Raw genomic sequence first — 18148 nt, forward strand, 5'->3', positions numbered from 1 at the left:
GGAGCCGAAGCCCCGTTTGGTCCGAAGACATTATGCGGTATTAGCAGTCGTTTCCAACTGTTATCCCCCTCGCAAAGGCAAGTTCCCAAGCATTACTCACCCGTCCGCCACTCGTCAGCGATGTGCAAGCACATCCTGTTACCGTTCGACTTGCATGTGTTAGGCCTGCCGCCAGCGTTCAATCTGAGCCATGATCAAACTCTTCAATTAAATATATCGAAATATGAATCGTCGTTGCGACACTCTTAACGAGTGCCCACACAGATTGTCTTGTCTAAATTTTTAAAGAACATTCACTTGAAGCCGTTGCTTCTTAGTGACTCACCCTGTTCGAGTGAGGTGCGCATTATACGCTGGAAGTTTTCGCTGTCAACACTTTTTGAAAATTTATTTTCTGAAGCGTTTCTTCTAAACTCCCGTCTTTACTGACCTATAAAGGTAGTAGAGACTTACTTCAGGAGGCTTGCTGTTTTGCTTTTCCCCCGAAGCGGATGCGCATTTTAGGGAAATGAGCGCTCACGTCAACAAGTATTTTAAAAAAATCCTTATTTTTCGATCGTTTGCATAAACAATGTGCAATACGTTCATAAAAACCACTAATTCACCGCGCTTTTCACGATCTATAAGGTTAGTTAATTGGTAAGTCACGCTGTGTACTATAAATTAATAGAACAGTATTTGAACGTGTACGTGGATTATTGAGGGGTTTGCATGAAGGTTTCTGAATTTAAAACCGCTGGAAAACTCATAACGGGTCTTGGCGCTATTAAAGCCCTCACGGATGAAATGGCGAGATTATCCATAAAGGAATGTGCCATCGTTACTGACAAGGGCGTTTCTTCATCTGGTCTTCTTGATCAACTACTCACACTATTACCCTCTTCACCCTTACTTATTATTGATGACATTCCACCAGAGCCTGAAGTGAATATCATAGAAGATAAGTTAGCGATACTTCGTGAGAAGCAAGTAGACGGTATTATTGCTCTTGGTGGAGGTAGCGCTATTGATAGTGCAAAAGTACTTGCAGTTACATACGATCATACTGGCCTCCTCAGTGAACTCTTCGGAGAAAATACGCTTTCGAAACGTCGTTTGCCTCTTATTGTTATCCCCACTACCGCCGGTACAGGTTCAGAAGTTACCAACATTGCTATTTTGTCAGATCCGATAGCACAGATGAAAAAAGGGATTGTTAGTCCCTGCCTGCTACCCGATGTTGCGATTGTTGCGCCTGAGATGACAAAAACATGCCCACAGTCCATTACAGCAGCAAGCGGTATAGACGCATTCGTTCACGCGCTCGAAGCCTATATAAGTGTAAATGCTAGTCCGATAACCGACGCTCTGGCAGAGAAAGCACTCAAGCTTATCTTCAATTCATTACTTCACGCTTATAACAATGGTGAGAACTTATCTGCACGTGAAGATATGGCCACCGGCAGTTTAATGGCCGGTCTTGCGTTTGGAAACGCCGGCGTAGGGGCAGTACATGCATTGGCTTATCCACTGGGGGGACGGTTTCATCTGTCACATGGCATGAGTAACGCGGTAATGCTACCTCATGTATTGAAAGTAAATGCGCCGTTCTGCCAAGACAAACTTTTTTGTGTAGCAAAGCTATTAAAGGTATGTGAGCGCCATCACTCAAAAGAGGAAGCAATTAAATTGTTATTAGTTGCTATAGAAAAACTGTGTCGCGACGTAGGCATTCCCGCTTCACTCACCCACTTTAATATTCCGCCTTCTTGTGTAGGTGAATTAGCAGAAGAGGCGAGTAAAGTAACTCGCCTTCTTCGCAACAACCCCAAGCAATTGAGTATTGAAGAGATTGAAGATATCTATCGGCTTGCTTTTTAAAGTGGTCTTACCCACATATTTTTAAAGCTTACTAAATTGCCGTGATCTTGCAATTGAAGCGGCGCGCATCCGTGAGCTTTGTACTTAGGTGCACCGATCCATTCTGTTGTCCCTTGAATTTCAGTATGGTTCTGAACCACTACGCCGTTATGTATTACCGTAACATAACCTTTCGTTGCTAGCGCTTCACCGTTAAAGGTAGGCGCTTTATATATGATGTCGTAAGTTTGCCATTCGCCAGGCGCCTTCATAGCGTTAACTAAAGGAATAGTTTGCTTATATACGCTTGCCGCTTGTCCATTGGGATAGGTCTTATTCTGATATGAGTCCAAGACCTGAATTTCATATCGCTGCTGCAGGAAGATACCACTGTTATTGCGCTGTTGTCCTTCCATACCTGCTTCTGGCTGTGGCGCTTTCCACTCTACGTGCAACTGAACATCACAGAACTCTGCTTTCGTTTTGATATCGCCTGTTCCCGGCTTCACTGTTAGAACACCGTTTTCCAGCGTCCACTTAGCATCACCTTCCTTTACTGAAGTCCAGTTAGATAGGTCATCACCAATTAAAGAGATGGCATCAGAGGGCACGCCCGCCTTATCAAAAGAAACCACTTCAGGAACAGGTTCCCAAACTTCTGTTTTAGCGGCCTGTTGTTCGCGGGTTAACCGCGATTCGCTTTTCTCAGTATCTGCATCTGTCGTTGCGCATGCAGAGAGTGGCATAAGTAAAGCCACAGTTGAAGCGACGAGTGTTTTATTCATAGTGTCAGTACCTTGTTTTATCCGTTGTATAACTGTGTTGTGTTTGGCAGCTCGATAGCGCAGGCTTAGGTTGCCCACGCTTTGTCGCCCTTTTTATAAGGGAATGCACCGTCGTAACGTCCAGGAATAGCCACATATCGAAGTACTTTAGTCGCGCCAACTTGAGACGTGAAAAAGCAATAAAGTGTTAGCTGTTTTAATAACGTAAAGTAGTGAGGGGTTGGCTCATCGGTGCCTGGCTCCCACTGACTTGGCTTTCCTGTTTCAACACCCTGATAAACACCGTTAGCAAGGTTCGCCGCTTTCGCTTCTACATCCAGGTCGTTAAATAAAGCCTCTCGTTCTTGCTTGGTAAGCTGAACAAATTGCTTGTTGAAACGACTTTGACTTAACGAAGATATTTTCTTAATTCCATCAAGAAAGGTCTTTTGAAGTAAAGGTGTGTAGCAATCGGTTATCAACACAGCCATTGTCGCGCCAACGTTGGCCGCTTTTGCTCCAGGCGTGTCAGTTTGAGGAATGATCACCTCACCCATTTCATTCAGCAAGGCCACATCTTTTTCATTAAATAATGTGTCGCTAAGCGGTACAGCGGGCACATCTGTGTAGGCAAGTACATTACCTGCGAACAATGCTGTGCCTGTAGCAGTTGCTATGAGTTTAAGTAGTTCTCTGCGTTCCATTATAGATTTCCTCGCTTTAACTCTTCTACGGCAAAGTCTGCGGCTCTTGCCGTTAATGCCATATAGGTCAGTGAAGGGTTAACACAGCTGGCCGATGTCATTGCTGCACCATCGGTCACGAATACGTTTGGTGCATCCCATACTTGGTTATGCGCGTTGAGCACAGAGCTTTTAGGATCTCTCCCCATACGCGCCGTACCCATTTCATGAATGCCCATACCAGGTGCGTAGTCTGCATCCCAGCCTTGAACATTTTTAAGGCCAGCCGCTTCAAACATCTCAATAGCGTCTTGCTGCATGTCCTTACGCATCTTAAGCTCGTTTTCTTTAATCTCTACATCCATTGCGAGTACTGGTAAGCCCCATTTGTCGGTGACTTTTTTATTCAAGTACACTTTGTTTTCGTGATACGGAAGAATTTCACCGAAGGCTGTCATGCCTATTGTCCAAGGACCTGGCTCGGTTATCGCATCTTTAAGCCCAGCACCTATACCAAGTTCCGCTATGTCTTTGCTCCAACCTGAACGGCTTGCACCGCCTTGATAACCAAATCCACGCAAGTAATCTCGCTTATCACTTCCCCAGTTTCTAAACCTTGGCACATAGAAGCCACTCGGTCTGCGACCGTAGGTATATTTGTCGTCAAAGCCTTCTACGTCTGCCGAAGCACCTACTCTAAAGTGGTGATCCATAACGTTGTGACCCAACTCGCCGCTGCTGCTTCCTAAGCCACCGTCCCATACGTCTGTGGCAGAGTTCATCAGTACCCACGCCGAGTTAAGTGCTGACGCATTTACAAAGATGATCTTGCTTTTAAATACATAGGTCTCGTTGGTTTCAGCATCGATAATTTCAACGCCAGTCGCGCGTTTCTTGTCTTTGTCGAACAAGATCTCTTTTACTATCGAAAAAGGTCGAAGGGTTAAGTTACCTGTTTTAACCGCAGCTGGAAGCGTAGATGCCTGTGTACTGAAGTAGCCACCGAAAGGACAACCCAACCAGCACTTATTGCGGTATTGGCAATGAACACGCCCTTCTTCGGGCTTGCTTTGTGTCATGTTTGAAGTGCGGCCATGCACCATGTGCCGCGCGCCTTCATAGGCCTTTTTCACCCGCGCCGCGACACTTTCCTCTACAATGTTCATTGGCATTGGTGGCTGGTATACACCATCAGGCAATACATCTAAGCCATCGCGATTACCACTGATACCCGCGAATTTTTCTACGTAGTCATACCATGGCGCCAAATCGTCGTAGCGAATAGGCCAGTCGACTGCAATGCCTTCTTTAGCATTGGCTTCGAAATCTTCTTTGTTCAAACGGTAGCTTTGGCGTCCCCACAACAGTGAGCGTCCACCTACATGGTAGCCTCTGTACCAGTCGAAGCGCTTGTCTTCGGTATAAGGGTTTTCTTTTTCGTTTGCCCACATACCGTACGTTTTTTCATTTAGCGGGTAGTCGCGCTTAAGCACGGGATAATCCACTTTCATTGCTTGAGTAGGCAAGTCTCGGTGAGGAAAATCCCAATCTTCTTTGTGCGCATTTTTATAATCTTTAATGTGCTCGATATTTTGGCCACGTTCTAACATGAGCACTTTTAGGCCCTTCTCAGTTAGCTCCTTAGCAGCCCAACCGCCACTGATACCAGATCCAATAACTATTGCATCATATTCGTTACTCGCCATAACACGTCCTTAAAACTTAATTCGTCGCTGTGCCTGTTCGCACGTTACACATCACAGATATGGATCGCTTGTTGTAGCGACGCTATTCTGTTGGCTTTGGTTTTCGGTGTGGGTATAAACTCTTGTGCTAAGTAGCCTTTAAATCCGGTCTCGACAATGGCTTTAGCAATTGCTTCGTAATTGAGTTCTTGTGAAGCATCTATTTCGTGACGCCCAGGTACGCCGGCCGTATGGTAATGGCCAAAGTACTGATAGTTATCTCGAATAGTTCGGATGATATCTCCCTCATTAATTTGCATGTGGTAGATATCGTAAAGCAGTGAGAAGTGCTTAGAACCTAGGCGTTTGCAAAGTTCTATCGCCCATGCAGAATTGTCGGCCATGTAATCAGGGTGGTCGACTTTGCTGTTAAACAGCTCCATGAAAATCACTACGTTGCGTTTTTCAGCATGAGGTAAAATGCGTTTTAACCCTTTAACCGCATTTTCCAGTCCATCTTCTCGTGACATGCCTCGGGCATTGCCGCTAAAGCAGATAAGGTTTGTATAACCTGCATCAGCGACCAAATCGATGTGCTTTATATAACGCGCTTCTAGTTCGTCGTGGAGCTCACTGTGAATGAAGCCGTCTTCAAGACTTATCTCGGCGCCGTTACACATAGAAGAGTCGATGCCGTACTGCTTTAGCACAGGCCAATCTTCAGGGCCTACCAAGTCAATGGCTCCAAATCCTAATTGCTTAACGGTCTGGCACAACTCTTCAATGCTTAAATCGCCGTAAGTCCATCGGCTTACCGAATGATTTACATTTCCTTTAAGCGGCGTATTCATGGTGTTGCTACCTTTCGTGCCGTTTGTACTCGCTACAGCAGGCATCGCAGTGGCTAAACCAGCTGCTGCTAACCCTGTTCCGGCAATGCCTGCCCCTGTCATAGCCATACTTTGAAGTAATTTTCTGCGGGTAATGTTATGCATCTGCGTTCACCTTTTCCTTTCTGAACAGAATGGCGAATAGCACTAACACAACAGCGGCAAACCCTGCTGGGAATAACCAGACTTGCTGCCAACTGTGCGCACCGGTTTCCATCGTGTAGGTGTCGGTAATTGCGCCTGCCACTGCAAAGCCCACCAGCATACCTACGCCATATGTCGCTAAGGTAATTAGCCCCTGCGCTGCACTTTTTACGTTTTCTCCCGCCTTTGCATTGGTATAGATTTGCCCTGATACAAAGAAGAAGTCGTAACAAATACCGTGCAGTGCAATACCAACAATAAGCATGAACAAGCCTTCGTCAGCGTTCCCGAATGCGAACAGTGCATAACGTACTACCCACGCCGCCATACCTATCACTAACGTGGCTTTAATGCCGAAACGGTTCAAAAATACTGGCAGAGCCAACATGAACAACACTTCGGAAACTTGACCTAGTGTCATTTTGCCCGTTGCATTTTCAACGCCTATTTCAGTAAGGAAAGGGTTTGCATTCTGGTAGTAAAACGCCAGCGGAATACAAATAAGTACAGATGAAAGAAAGAATACAAAGAAGTTTTTGTCTTTTAACAATGCCAACGCGTCCAAGCCAAGAATGTCGCGAATAGTTACCGCTTTACCGCTAGATTGAGGTGGCGTGTTTGGCAGTGTAAAACTGAATACGCCCAACATTAGCGAGGCAACGCTGCACAATAAGAACGTGTTTTTGAGCATACCATCGGCAATAGACTGTGCAGAATCCCATGAGAAGACATAGCTAATCATAAGGCCTGCCACAATCCAGCCGATAGTGCCCCACACACGAACTTTTCCGAACTCTTTTGACGGGTCGACCATTTGTCCGAATGACACTGAGTTAACCAATGCAAGCGTAGGCATGTATGCAATCATGTATGCCAACACATAAGGGTAAAAGCTGGCAAAATCATTCGCTTGGTACATACAGTACATAAGCACGGCGCCGACAATATGTAGTAAGCCGAGGATCTTTTCTGCATTAAAGAACCGGTCAGCAATAAGGCCCACAATAAAGGGGGCAATGATGGCGCCCCAACTTTGGGTTGAGAAGGCCATGCCAATTTGCCCACCATTGGCAGACAAGGTATTCGATAAATACGTGCCTAATGTTACAAACCAGCCTCCCCAAATGAAGAACTGAAGGAACATCATCAAACTAAGGCGTAGGGTTATCATAGTTATTGTTATCCTATTGATGGCGCTTAGCGCTCAAGGCCTAAAATACGATTATTCTTCGCTTCGCTAACGTCTCCACCAGCAAAGTCGTCAAACGCATATTTACTTGGCTCGATAATGTGTGAAGCGATAAACGGTGCGCCTTCTGCCGCGCCTTGCGCACTGTCTTTTAAGCAGCATTCCCACTCTAGTACTGCCCAACCTGTGAAGCCATACTGGGTGAGCTTGCTGAAAATACCTTTGAAGTCGACTTGGCCGTCGCCAAGGGAACGAAAACGTCCCGCGCGGTCTTGCCAGTCTTGATAGCCGCCGTACACACCGTTTCTACCGTTCGGATTGAACTCGGCATCTTTGACGTGAAACATTTTGATCCGGCTGTGGTAGCGGTCAATAAAGTCAAGGTAGTCAAGCTGCTGTAAAACAAAGTGACTTGGATCGAAAAGAATATTTGCTCGTGGGTGGTTATCTACAGCTTTTAAAAACTGTTCGAACGAAGCGCCATCGTGCAGGTCTTCCCCAGGGTGAATTTCGTAGCATACGTCAACACCCGCATCGTCGAATGCATCGAGAATGGGTTTCCAACGCTTGGCTAATTCAGCAAAGCCTTGCTCAACCAAGCCAGCAGGACGCTGAGGCCACGGGTAAACCAAGTGCCACATTAATGCACCAGAAAAGGTAGCGTGAGCTTTCAATCCCAAGCGCTTACTGGCAATAGCCGCACATTTGAGCTGATTAATTGCCCATTCGGTTCGCTCTTGTGGCTTGCCGTGTAAGTGTGCCGGCGCAAAGTTATCAAATAACTCGTCGTAAGCGGGGTGAACCGCCACTAGTTGACCTTGTAAGTGCGTCGAAAGCTCAGTGATTTCTACGCCTGCGTCTTTACAAATTTTAGCGATGTTGTCGCAGTACTCTTGGCTCTCGGCTGCTTTTTCTAAATCAAACAGACTAGGGTCAGTAGGTACCTGTATTCCCTTGTAACCAAGCGACGCTGCCCACTTCGCCATATTTTCGAGCGTATCGAACGGCGCTTCTTTTCCCATGAACTGAGCAAGGAAGATAGCCGGCCCTTTTATAGGTTGTTGATTAGTAGCCATAAGCGCTCACCTTTTTCATTGTATGTTTTAATTGCATTACTGCGTTCCTTCCTGACTGACCGACTCCCATTTAGTGTCGCTGTCAGTACTGGCAAGCATGGCATCTATAAATACCATTCCGCGTATGCCTGAATTTATTCCTGGAACGCCATCAGCTTTGCCTTTTTGATTCGCGCGTACCGCTTTAGCAAAATCGGTATACAAGTTTGCCATTGCTTCTAAGTAGCCCTCTGGGTGGCCAGCTGGAACACGACAACGTGCAGATGCAGCATCACATAACCCAACTTGACCTTGGCCGGCTCTAAACACTTGATAAGGGGCATCAACAGGGCGATAGATAACGGAGTTTGGCTCCATTTGACGCCACTCTAAACCGCCCTTGTCACCGTAGACGCGGATCTTCAACGCGTTTTCTTCACCAGCACATACCTGCGAAGCAATCAACACGCCCGACGCACCCTTCTTAGTTTTAATAAGCGCGGCGCCGTCGTCATCTAAACGACGCCCTTCAACATGGGTGTTTAACTCGCCACATAACGAGGTAACACTGTCGTTTAATACAAACTCAACAAGTCCAAACGCATGAGTGCCGATGTCGCCCATTGCGCCCGTTGCGCCAGAAATTGCTGGATCGGTACGCCACTGCGCTTGCTTATTGTGCGTTTCTTCTTCGCCAGACAACCAGCCCTGCGGATACTCAACATACACTTTTCGAATTTTGCCCAGCTTACCGCTTTCAACGAGATGACGTGCTTGCCAAACCATAGGATAACCAAGGTAGGTATGAGCCAAGCCGTATAGCGATTCACTGGCGTGAATAACATCTTGAAGCTCTTTTACTTCTGCAAAGCTAACGCCTGCTGGTTTTTCACAGAAAACATGAAAGCCCGCCTTAATTGCGGCAAGTGAAATAGGTACGTGAAGATGATTAGGCGTTACGATAACCACAACCTGCATGCGCTGCTGCTCAGGTAATTTGGCTTCTTCTTCTAACATTGACTGCCAGCTATCGTATGTACGCGATGTTGATACGTTCAATGCAGAAGCAGTACGCGTATTATTTTCTTCGTTGCGGCTAAATGCGCCACACACCAACTGGTAGTTCCCATCTAACCCTGCGGCATGACGATGCACGGCACCGATAAACGCGCCTTCCCCGCCTCCGATCATTCCCATTCGAATTGGTTGCATTGAAATTCCTCTGTGTGCAAACGCACTATTGGTGTTACTAATGCCACAAAATGTAACCCGTTACATTTTAATGGTCAATACAAAAAACAGCATTTTATTAATCTAAAGTTTACAAATGGCGAGGTAATACCGGGGCTTTACTACCTTTAACCGCCTATTCCTGCACCAAATTTGAACATAACACTAGCTCAAATTTACATAAATCCTACAAATAACCTTTGACGTTTTAATGAAAGTGCGTATTCTTTTGCTTAAAATGAAAACGGTTACATATTAATTTCACGTAAATTTTGAATTCGCTACCATCGTATAGACCACACCTCTACTGGGTTAGGTTTACAATGCGCGAGTGAATTAACAAACAACAATAACGTAAATGGCAAATATTAGAGATGTAGCAGATAGTGCCGGCGTGTCGGTCGCTACCGTATCAAGAACATTGCAACAACCTGAGCGTGTTTCTCCTAAAACGCGCAATAAGGTGATGGCCGCTGTTCAGGCAGTTGGATATAAACCTAACTTAATGGCAGTTAAGTTTCGTTCGGGAAAAACGCACAATTTAGTGGTACTGGTGCCTACGGTAGCGAACGTATTTTTTGCCCGTGTTATTAGCGGTATGCAGGAAGCGGCAGCCGAACTGGGCTATTCCATTTTACTTGCCAATACGCTTGGTAATAGTGAAATAGAAAGCCATTACGCCAAGATGGTAAGTACTTCTCAGGCTGATGGGCTTATACAGTTACGTGCGCACAACCCATTTGATGCCACGATGATCAACGACAATGGCCTACTTCCCATGGTGAATGCCTGTGAGGTGATTGACGATGGCCAATATCCTGTTGTGTCGTTAGACAACCGTGCTGCAGCCAAAGCAATGACCGAGCACTTAATTTCATTAGGCCATACCCGTATAGCCATGATCAAAGGACCTAATTCAAGCCCGCTTACCCAAGAACGCTTGGTTGGATATAAAGACGCATTAGCGCAAGCCAATATTGCCTTTGATGAGAACTTGTTGTTCCCGGGGGATTTTACATTACAGGCCGGATACAACGCAGGGGAAACCATTAGTCACCTTGAAAGTAGACCCACCGCCGTATTTTGTGAGAACGACGAAACGGCTATTGGTGCCATGCAAGCCTTCAAGCAAGCCAACCTACATGTTCCTAATGACATATCGGTGGCAGGTTTCGATGACATTGCGTTTTCAGCATTTGTGGATCCACCGCTAACCACTATTGCCCAACCTGCAGAAGAATTTGGTAGAACGGCGGTTACGCTACTGGTGGACCTTCTTAACGGAAAAATTCGCAAGGCCCCCAAAGTTATTATGCCGTTTGAACTTATTGTGCGAGAGAGCACGGGCAAAGCTTTGGGTTAATTGATGATAGCGATGCGTCATCACCTATGTACCACTACAGAAAAGGAGCAAGCAGTGAATTTAAGTAAAACAAACTTAAGTAAGACAGCAATTTTAGACGCGGCCAGTAATATTGGCTCTGGCGTTTCAAGACGACAGTTCATTAAATATTCATCTGGTTTACTGGCGGCTATGAGCGCTCCTGCTGTTTTGGCGCACGGACATGGTAGTGATAAAGGAGCTATGATGAAGGGCATGCACAAAAGTGCTGTTGGTCTGCAGCTTTACACGCTTAGAGATATTATGAAAGTAAGTGTGCCGGCTACGCTTAAACTGGTCGCTGATGTTGGTTATTCGGAAATGGAATTTGCAGGCTACTTTGACCATAGCGCAAAGGAAATTAAGCAACTGCTTGATGACAATGGCCTAACTGCGCCTTCGGCTCATATTCAGTTAGACGCGTTCGATACTAACCTGTCACAAATTTTAGATGACGCACAAACCGTTGGTCACAAGTACTTGGTAGTTCCTTGGCTTAGCGAAGCCCAACGTGGTACGGGCATTGCGCCATACCAAGCCCTTGCCGATAAGCTAAATACCATTGGCGAAGCGTGTAAGAAGGAAGGTATTACTCTTGCCTACCACAACCACGATTTTGAATTTGAAGTACGCGACGGTAAGACACCATTAGACGTGCTTATAACTCAGACCGACCCAGACCTTGTTGCCATGGAACTGGATTTATACTGGACGGTAAAAGCAGGTAAAAACCCCATTGATTACTTTAAGCAGTACCCAGGCCGCTTTAAACTTTGGCATGTAAAAGATTTGGCTGAAGACGGCAGTTTTGCTGATGTGGGCACAGGCACCATTAACTTTAAAGAGATATTCGCGCACGGCAAGTTAGCCGGTATTGAACATAAATTTGTAGAGCGCGATCAAACCACCGACCGCATTGCCACTATTGAGCAAGGCTTTAAAGCAGTAAGCGCACTTAATAAAGGCGTTAGCTAACGCTTTTGATCTTACCGTGGTTATAATGGGCACACAGTAAAAACGTCATAATAGTAGTAATTTTATGAGTGAACTTTTCAGTGCCCTTTCTCGCGCCCTAAGCCCCTATTACACCGAAATGAGCATTATGCTTATGGCCACTATTTTAGTGGTGTACGGCGACCTGATTAACGGCCATGTAAAACGCATACTGGCACCTTACCATTTCACCATTCGCGTTAGTTTGTTTGTAGTGCTGTGTGCCTTTGGCTATGGCGCACTAACTTTGTACGGCGCGCCGTTCTTAAAACACACCCTAGCCTACTTGCCCTGGCAGTACCAAGGTGCAGGCTATGTGGCATCGTTTCTATTGATAGGCTTTTTGGCTGAAAGGCGCAGGTATATTTAGTTCTTTTAGATACTACCTTTACGCTACTGTTTTATTGTATTGCTCCACAAACTTTTTGGGTGGTAAGCTCATAACCTTTTTAAAGGATGTCGAAAAATAAGCTGCGGTGCCGAAGCCAACGTCTAGGCAGGTATCTAGAATGCTATTTCCCTCTAACAGTAACGGAATAGACTTTTCGATTCTGAAGCGTGAAAGAAACTCGCTGAAGTTGTATTCAAACAACTCTGACATTCTTCGGTTCAAACTTCTAGGACTTATCAATAACTGCGAGGCAGCTTGGTCTCTATTGAATGATTCATTGTGGTAGTTCTTTTCCAATACTGCGATAAAGTTCAAAAAGAACGCCATATCCTTTTCGTTATCAAACTCGGGGATTTTCAGGCATCCAAATTTAAATGCAGGCTCTTCGCTTTCCTCTTCCTCGCGCTCTTTTGCCTCTCTAACCGACAATAAATGCTCAACCCTAAGAGTAATTTCCTCTTTTGATGCAGGTTTTGCCAAAAAGTAGTCCACTTTTTCTTCTAGCGCTGATTTTTCTAATTCAGTTCCAGTTTCCGCAGTTAACATCAATATGGGAATACTGGCATAGCTTACATTACCGCGAATTTCTCTTATTAAACTCAGCCCGTCCATTTCGTGCATCATTTGATCTGTGATAACTAGATCGACAAGGTAATGCTGCATAACGTCTAACGCCTGCACACCATTTCGCGCAACTAAACAGCGATATTTGCTAGAAAACAAATCAAATAGATAAGAGCGGAACTCTCTGCTGTCATCAACTATTAATAGTGATTTCTTGTTCGATTTGGCATTTGCGGGTGACAATTTTTCAGCATGCGAATTTACATACTCAATGTCATCAATGGGTAACGTTACGGTAACTTTAGTTCCAATGCCTTTTTGACTCTCTAACGCAATTTCGCCCTGGTTCAATTCAACTAAGGTTTTCACCATTGCTAAGCCAACACCATGGCCTTCATGCTCACCGCTCCCTTTAGTGAATCTCTCGAATACTTTTTTGTGAAAGTGCTCATCAATTCCTTCTCCGTCATCACTAACGATAACTTTAAGCACTTTACTATCTTGTATAGCGGCCACTTTTATTGTGCCAAGTTCTGGTGTGAACTTAATTGCATTTTGAATTAGATTTGCCAGGATTTTCTCTAAGCTGTCGTTAATGAGCGATATTTCTTTTTTCCCTTTAATACGTAATTCTAAATTCTGCCGCTTCTGCTTGGCTAATGGCTCTAGCGATAGGACGATGAATTTTATGTTGTCTGGCGAGTAGGACCTGTAATAGTCGGCAGCAGCCAAGGCTTTAGGGACATCTTGACTCATTTGATTAATCAACTGTTCGACTCTTTTCATATTGTCCTGAACACATATCAGTTCTTTGCTCGCTGCATGAGCTGTTTTGGATATGCCTTCTAACGATCCATTGATGAGCTGAATTGGGGTGCGAAGTTCGTGAGTGATTTCGTTAATGAAGCGTTCTTTGCTGCGAAGCATCTTTTCAAATTTAGAGTGCCCGTCGGTTATTTCGTAGCGCGTAAGATGGTTGTAGAGTTTAGTAGTTTTGAATTTGTTATATAGCCTGCCTAAAACCCCTATTCTCCACAAACCCAAAACCCCAGCCAATATAAATAAATATATAGTAAAGCCGATATAAGAAGCCCAAATAGGTGGATCTATATCAAAACTAATTGTCAGTTCATTTGCAGTACTTTTATCTGCTGGAACACGGACTCTAAGAGTATGCTCACCAACGTTCATATCACTCAATGTTAAATTCATTACAGGTTTATTGTGAGAAACCCAAGCGTCATCATCTAATTTAAATTCAATACTGCTGCTTTCATTGTAGAAATCACTGACGATAAAATTGAATGTTACCTCCTTAAAGCTACTTTTAAACTTGAAGTCAAAGTCCTCAGGAAAATATGTGGTATGCCGTCCTTCTCCATCTCCCCATTGAACATAACTAAGAATAGTAGACATCTCCCCAATTGAATTTGCATTGAGACTCTCAATTAGCTTTTCTTCATCCAACAGGTAACTATACTTATCCCCCTTAACTAGCACTTTTTCACCAAGCGCTTCAAAGCTCTTATACTCAAAGTCTGTATCGAAGAGTCCAAAACGAATACCCACTTTAGAAGCTGAGTTGCTTATATTGGGCTTAACAAACAGGCCCATGTTAGACGCTACCCAGAGATTTTTCCCTTCGGTAACCATGGCGCCTCTAATGAACCTTAGTTTGTCTAGGCCCAATATCGTGGAAGAGCTAACTTTTCCATTTTTCTTGTTGATTTCTTTTAGTCCAGCACCTGATGTACATACCAAATAGTTTTCTTGGAACTCTATTAAACATTGAAGCCCGAACCAGCCACCTTCTTTAGAGGTAACAGTACGCCAATTGAATTTGGACAATTGAAAATGAACGTCATCAAATTCATCAATCGCAACGATTTCTCCACTACTCAACAAAGAGCTAAAGACCACTTTTTTGGGGGCTTTAATTGTGTCACGTATGGTGTTGTCAGCGATATAGTAGTAATTGGCATCGAGTCCATCATCAAAGTAAAAATAAAAAGCATTTTTACCGGCTTCTATATAATGGGAAAACTCGCTATTGCAGAGAACAGAAGGGTCTATTTCATTGAGACGTATAAAAGCTCTTTCCTGCCAAGAGGTACAAAACTCTGCCTTGTCTTTCTCCAAATGAGTATTGACTAACTCCCCACTCTTCTCGTTTAACTGAAAGAGACCTTTTTCAGTTCGAACTATAGTTCCGTTTTCATTTATTGATGTCTTTTGAATATTTTCCCTTACAACGCTCCCATTAAATGACACTAGGTTTGTCACTAGCTTTGTTTTAGGTAATGAAACTAAGCCTAATTGTGAGGAGGCGATAAGGATGGAATTGTAGGGGTCTATAGCTATTTTGGTTACTGACCTTATCGCTTCAGACGTCAATATAGGATTCATGAAAGGGGGAGCCGATAGTTTTTCATCTTCTAGCAGTAAAAGGCGACCGTCGGAAACCCAGATCACCCCATCTTCACCTTTAACCACATCTTGGATATAGGTGCCACTAATTCCCTCGGTTGGAACGAAGCGCTCGTTACTTCCTAATATGTACACCCCTTGTGGACCGCCGATATATAATTCTTCATCAATTACTTTAATAAACGTTGCATTTGATAGTAATGGTAGCTTGCTACTCAATTTAAATTCTTGCAGATTATCTAATGCCCCTTCAATTGAAAGATAGCCCTTATTAGATGCTACATACGCATTGTGATTGTTTGCAAAAAGCGAGTAAGTGCCGTTTAACTTGAAAGATTCTAATTTGGAATTTAGGCTTGTCGATTGCCCTGTAGTTCTATCTACTGCAATGACATCGTCAATGACTGAGAAATAAAAATGACTAGATGTCATTGCCATAGTCCAAATAGAACTCGACCATTCACGATCACTAAATACTTGCTGTGAGTTTTTATTTTCTAAATTAACTTTAAAAACACCAACTCCATATTCAACAACCCATAGGTCCGTTCCATTCAGTTGAATGTCAGAGATAACCCCTGTGGCGTGATTAGATATGTTGAACTCTAATTTCTCAGACTCGTGCCCAATAACTTCAAACACACCGTTTTCTGCCGCTACATAAACTGCTTTGTTTGAAACCTCTAAGTCTCGAATTACACCTGAAGGAATTCCATCAAATGATGTCCTTCCCTCTAAGTTAATACCTATGGCATGGCTCAATTTTGGAAAAACTAAGAAAAAAATTAGAAATATTGGGACACAAGTATGGATTTTCTGTCGATAAGGACAAACTGTCTCAGTAAACATGTCTTACATCCCTGTTTAATTATTACTTTATGTGTGCTCATTCGAGCTTGAGAATCAAAAAACAAAAAGGAAAAGACATGAATATCGAACAAAAAACAAACATGCAAGAGCTTGCCGAGGCAGAGTATACTAAAGTATATGCTGGAACTAATGCACCAACGTTGGAAATAGACTTTTACGTGATATTACCAATTGGGCCTATCAAGCCAAAGAAACCAGATGTAAATAGTTAATACCTAAACCAACAACCACTTCATCCCAGCATTCTCGGCGGCTTGCTGGTCATAAATAAAGTCGCCAACGTACAGGCAGTCTTCCGGCTGAAGCTGCCATGTGTTCGCCACCATCAGTAATGCGGTTGGATCGGGCTTGGCTGGGGCATCTTCGCGGGTTAGCACGTAATCGATGGGAATGCTGTTATTTGCTACCTTAATTGCGGTGGCTTGTCGGCAGTTGCGGGTAACTATTGCCATGGGAAGCTTGTGTGCCTGCACCTTTTCCACCATGGCTTTGCCAATGGGTAACCACTTAGCATTTTGCGCATCGTCAAGTTCGTGCTGCAATATAGCTCGGTGTGCACTCGCTTTGGCTTCGGCGCAGCTAAGGGCATCTACAAAGGTAAGAATATCTTCGTTTTGTGGGCAGCCTACGTCAGCGCGCATTTGCGTGAAGTTAAGGCTTGATTCTACCAAGGTGCCGTCTAAATCGAATATTACACCTTTAATACCGGTTAAATTCATCTGCTCAACGCTCACGCTTTTCTCGTCCTTTTACTTCACTGTTATTCTTAAACTTCGGTTAACGCCCACTTAATTAAGTACAGCGCTTAACTTACTCACGAATCTTACCACTAACATAATGCCACGAATGCCTTTAGCCTTCTGTTACGTTTGCTTAAGGCTTCAATATATTTAGTTAAAAACTACTGATGTGATTTAAGTTTACCCCGCCCACACCTTGCATTAGCATAGCCGCTCATTTTGGCAAGCTACTTATTTGCCCCAGCGTTTTTGGGCAAAGTTATAACAGGTAATGTATGGGTGTTTTTGCTGCGCTAGGTACAGCGCTTTGTTGGGCAATTGCTGCGCGTTTATTCCGTGGAACGGGTAACGCATTTTCGCCGCTTACCATGAACTTTTGGAAGGGACTTATTTCTATTGCCATTTTGGCAGTGGTTTTAGTAGTGGTTCAGCCAACAGGGCTTAGTACTCATGCTGTTTTGTGGTTATTGCTTAGCGGGCTTATTGGTATAGGCATTGGCGACACTTGCTTTTTTAAAGCCTTACAAAGCATTGGCGATAGCCAAGCGGTGTTGGTCGCCGAAACCCTTGCGCCTTTATTCACTGCCCTTTTTGCTATGGCGTTTATTGGCGAATGGATTACCTGGCAGCAGTGGGTTGGCGTTGCAGTAGTACTGTTTTCGGTAGATATGGTTATAAAGGTACGTAAACGCAGCACTACTCATGTATTTGCTACCAGTGGCTATTTGTATGGTGTGGGCGCGGCGTTATGTCAGGCAGTTGGTGCCGTAGTTAGCCGCGACATTTTAAGTGCCGGTGAAATTGACGCTGCCAGCGCTGCGTTCTTACGCTTAGTTGGCGGTATGATATTTGTGGTGCCATTTATAGCCATAACCAAAACACGCTATATGCCCGTTATTAACTATGAAAGTGACAGCGGAAAACGTGTATGGCCTGCTTTTGTGTTAGCCACGTTACTTGGCACGACTGCTGCTATTTACCTACAAATGTTTGCGTTTGCTTATGCGAAAGCGGCCGTGGTTCAAACCCTTATTGCTACAAGCGCATTAATGTCGCTAGGGGTTGCATGGGTACTTGGTGAACGGGCGACTAAAGCAACTATTGTATGGTCTGCCGTTGCCTTGGTTGGAGTAGCTATATTGGTTAGTTTTGGTTCGCCTGTACATTAGCAATTTAGGGGAAATACCTAACACGTGCCTATATAGCCCAACGTTTTAAAAAATAGTAGACGCATTAAGATACAAAAAATACGTAACTTTTAGGTGCCCCGTGTAGTAGTTCTGGGCTCAAATCGATATTATGA

15 protein-coding genes and 1 rRNA gene are annotated in these 18148 nt (G+C 44.3%); 6 read left to right on the top strand and 10 right to left on the bottom strand.

Features of this window, described 5'->3' with window-relative positions; all coding sequences use genetic code 11:
• Positions 1 to 210 (bottom strand): 16S ribosomal RNA (locus AWH61_RS15515); the annotation flags it as partial.
• A 501-nt stretch (positions 211 to 711) separates the two neighbouring features.
• Between AWH61_RS15515 and AWH61_RS15520 the strand changes: the two genes are divergently transcribed.
• Positions 712 to 1860 (top strand): iron-containing alcohol dehydrogenase, encoded by a 1149-nt coding sequence (locus AWH61_RS15520; RefSeq protein ID WP_075177567.1) that lies wholly within the window; start codon positions 712 to 714, stop codon positions 1858 to 1860.
• Here AWH61_RS15520 and AWH61_RS15525 read toward each other — a convergent pair.
• The 7 genes from AWH61_RS15525 to AWH61_RS15555 all read right to left on the bottom strand — a co-directional run bounded on the left by AWH61_RS15525 (position 1857) and on the right by AWH61_RS15555 (position 9461).
• Complete coding sequence (locus tag AWH61_RS15525; RefSeq protein WP_075177568.1) at positions 1857 to 2624, bottom strand: 3-keto-disaccharide hydrolase; 768 nt, start codon at positions 2622 to 2624, stop codon at positions 1857 to 1859. The genes AWH61_RS15520 and AWH61_RS15525 overlap by 4 nt on opposite strands.
• Positions 2625 to 2689: 65 nt before the next feature.
• Positions 2690 to 3307 (bottom strand): gluconate 2-dehydrogenase subunit 3 family protein, encoded by a 618-nt coding sequence (locus tag AWH61_RS15530; RefSeq protein WP_039225776.1) that lies wholly within the window; start codon positions 3305 to 3307, stop codon positions 2690 to 2692.
• Positions 3307 to 4992, bottom strand: a complete 1686-nt coding sequence (locus AWH61_RS15535; RefSeq protein ID WP_075177569.1) for a GMC oxidoreductase — start codon at positions 4990 to 4992, stop codon at positions 3307 to 3309. Before AWH61_RS15535 ends, AWH61_RS15530 begins: the two co-directional genes overlap by 1 nt.
• Positions 4993 to 5036: 44 nt before the next feature.
• Entirely contained in the window at positions 5037 to 5966 is a 930-nt protein-coding gene (locus AWH61_RS15540; protein WP_014947964.1) for a hydroxypyruvate isomerase family protein, read from the bottom strand.
• Complete coding sequence (locus AWH61_RS15545) at positions 5959 to 7176, bottom strand: nucleoside permease (RefSeq protein WP_020745223.1); 1218 nt, start codon at positions 7174 to 7176, stop codon at positions 5959 to 5961. The genes AWH61_RS15540 and AWH61_RS15545 overlap by 8 nt, the downstream gene beginning before the upstream one ends.
• 26 nt (positions 7177 to 7202) lie before the next feature.
• Positions 7203 to 8270: a sugar phosphate isomerase/epimerase family protein gene (locus AWH61_RS15550; RefSeq protein ID WP_014997052.1), complete on the bottom strand. Its 1068-nt coding sequence runs from the start codon at positions 8268 to 8270 to the stop codon at positions 7203 to 7205.
• Between the two features lie 36 nt (positions 8271 to 8306).
• A complete protein-coding gene (locus tag AWH61_RS15555; RefSeq protein ID WP_014978074.1) occupies positions 8307 to 9461 on the bottom strand; it encodes a Gfo/Idh/MocA family protein in 1155 nt (384 codons plus the stop codon).
• Between the two features lie 376 nt (positions 9462 to 9837).
• Here AWH61_RS15555 and AWH61_RS15560 point away from each other — a divergent pair, with 376 nt between their 5' ends.
• The 3 genes from AWH61_RS15560 to AWH61_RS15570 all read left to right on the top strand — a co-directional run bounded on the left by AWH61_RS15560 (position 9838) and on the right by AWH61_RS15570 (position 12223).
• The gene (locus AWH61_RS15560; RefSeq protein ID WP_075177570.1) at positions 9838 to 10842 is read left to right on the top strand and encodes a LacI family DNA-binding transcriptional regulator; all 1005 of its coding nucleotides are present in this window, start codon (positions 9838 to 9840) and stop codon (positions 10840 to 10842) included.
• 54 nt (positions 10843 to 10896) lie between these two features.
• Positions 10897 to 11835: a sugar phosphate isomerase/epimerase family protein gene (locus AWH61_RS15565; protein WP_075177571.1), complete on the top strand. Its 939-nt coding sequence runs from the start codon at positions 10897 to 10899 to the stop codon at positions 11833 to 11835.
• A gap of 64 nt (positions 11836 to 11899) precedes the next feature.
• The gene (locus AWH61_RS15570) at positions 11900 to 12223 is read left to right on the top strand and encodes a DUF3392 family protein (RefSeq protein WP_014947959.1); all 324 of its coding nucleotides are present in this window, start codon (positions 11900 to 11902) and stop codon (positions 12221 to 12223) included.
• 18 nt (positions 12224 to 12241) lie between these two features.
• Here AWH61_RS15570 and AWH61_RS15575 read toward each other — a convergent pair whose 3' ends face one another.
• A complete protein-coding gene (locus AWH61_RS15575) occupies positions 12242 to 16084 on the bottom strand; it encodes a hybrid sensor histidine kinase/response regulator transcription factor (protein ID WP_075177572.1) in 3843 nt (1280 codons plus the stop codon).
• A 77-nt stretch (positions 16085 to 16161) separates the two neighbouring features.
• Between AWH61_RS15575 and AWH61_RS20165 the strand changes: the two genes are divergently transcribed.
• Positions 16162 to 16317 (top strand): hypothetical protein, encoded by a 156-nt coding sequence (locus tag AWH61_RS20165; RefSeq protein ID WP_014947958.1) that lies wholly within the window; start codon positions 16162 to 16164, stop codon positions 16315 to 16317.
• A gap of 3 nt (positions 16318 to 16320) precedes the next feature.
• On the opposite strand, the gene AWH61_RS15580 is transcribed toward AWH61_RS20165, so the two are convergent.
• Positions 16321 to 16839: an HAD family hydrolase gene (locus AWH61_RS15580; protein ID WP_075177573.1), complete on the bottom strand. Its 519-nt coding sequence runs from the start codon at positions 16837 to 16839 to the stop codon at positions 16321 to 16323.
• A 281-nt stretch (positions 16840 to 17120) separates the two neighbouring features.
• Here AWH61_RS15580 and AWH61_RS15585 point away from each other — a divergent pair, with 281 nt between their 5' ends.
• On the top strand, positions 17121 to 18014 hold the full coding sequence (locus AWH61_RS15585) for a DMT family transporter (protein WP_075177574.1): 894 nt from the start codon (positions 17121 to 17123) through the stop codon (positions 18012 to 18014).
• Positions 18015 to 18148: the final 134 nt, after the last annotated feature.

The sequence above is a fragment of the Alteromonas sp. W12 genome, assembly GCF_001924945.1.
Classification (GTDB): Bacteria; Pseudomonadota; Gammaproteobacteria; order Enterobacterales; family Alteromonadaceae; genus Alteromonas; species Alteromonas macleodii.

Coding starts and splice junctions, on each gene's coding strand:
- AWH61_RS15585 (WP_075177574.1), top strand. CDS start 17,121: ATGGGTGTTTTTGCTGCGCTAGGTACAGCGCTTTGTTGGGCAATTGCT.
- AWH61_RS15575 (WP_075177572.1), bottom strand. CDS start 16,084: ATGTTTACTGAGACAGTTTGTCCTTATCGACAGAAAATCCATACTTGT.
- AWH61_RS15540 (WP_014947964.1), bottom strand. CDS start 5,966: ATGCATAACATTACCCGCAGAAAATTACTTCAAAGTATGGCTATGACA.
- AWH61_RS15550 (WP_014997052.1), bottom strand. CDS start 8,270: ATGGCTACTAATCAACAACCTATAAAAGGGCCGGCTATCTTCCTTGCT.
- AWH61_RS15560 (WP_075177570.1), top strand. CDS start 9,838: ATGGCAAATATTAGAGATGTAGCAGATAGTGCCGGCGTGTCGGTCGCT.
- AWH61_RS15555 (WP_014978074.1), bottom strand. CDS start 9,461: ATGCAACCAATTCGAATGGGAATGATCGGAGGCGGGGAAGGCGCGTTT.
- AWH61_RS15570 (WP_014947959.1), top strand. CDS start 11,900: ATGAGTGAACTTTTCAGTGCCCTTTCTCGCGCCCTAAGCCCCTATTAC.
- AWH61_RS15525 (WP_075177568.1), bottom strand. CDS start 2,624: ATGAATAAAACACTCGTCGCTTCAACTGTGGCTTTACTTATGCCACTC.
- AWH61_RS15535 (WP_075177569.1), bottom strand. CDS start 4,992: ATGGCGAGTAACGAATATGATGCAATAGTTATTGGATCTGGTATCAGT.
- AWH61_RS15530 (WP_039225776.1), bottom strand. CDS start 3,307: ATGGAACGCAGAGAACTACTTAAACTCATAGCAACTGCTACAGGCACA.
- AWH61_RS15520 (WP_075177567.1), top strand. CDS start 712: ATGAAGGTTTCTGAATTTAAAACCGCTGGAAAACTCATAACGGGTCTT.
- AWH61_RS20165 (WP_014947958.1), top strand. CDS start 16,162: ATGAATATCGAACAAAAAACAAACATGCAAGAGCTTGCCGAGGCAGAG.
- AWH61_RS15545 (WP_020745223.1), bottom strand. CDS start 7,176: ATGATAACCCTACGCCTTAGTTTGATGATGTTCCTTCAGTTCTTCATT.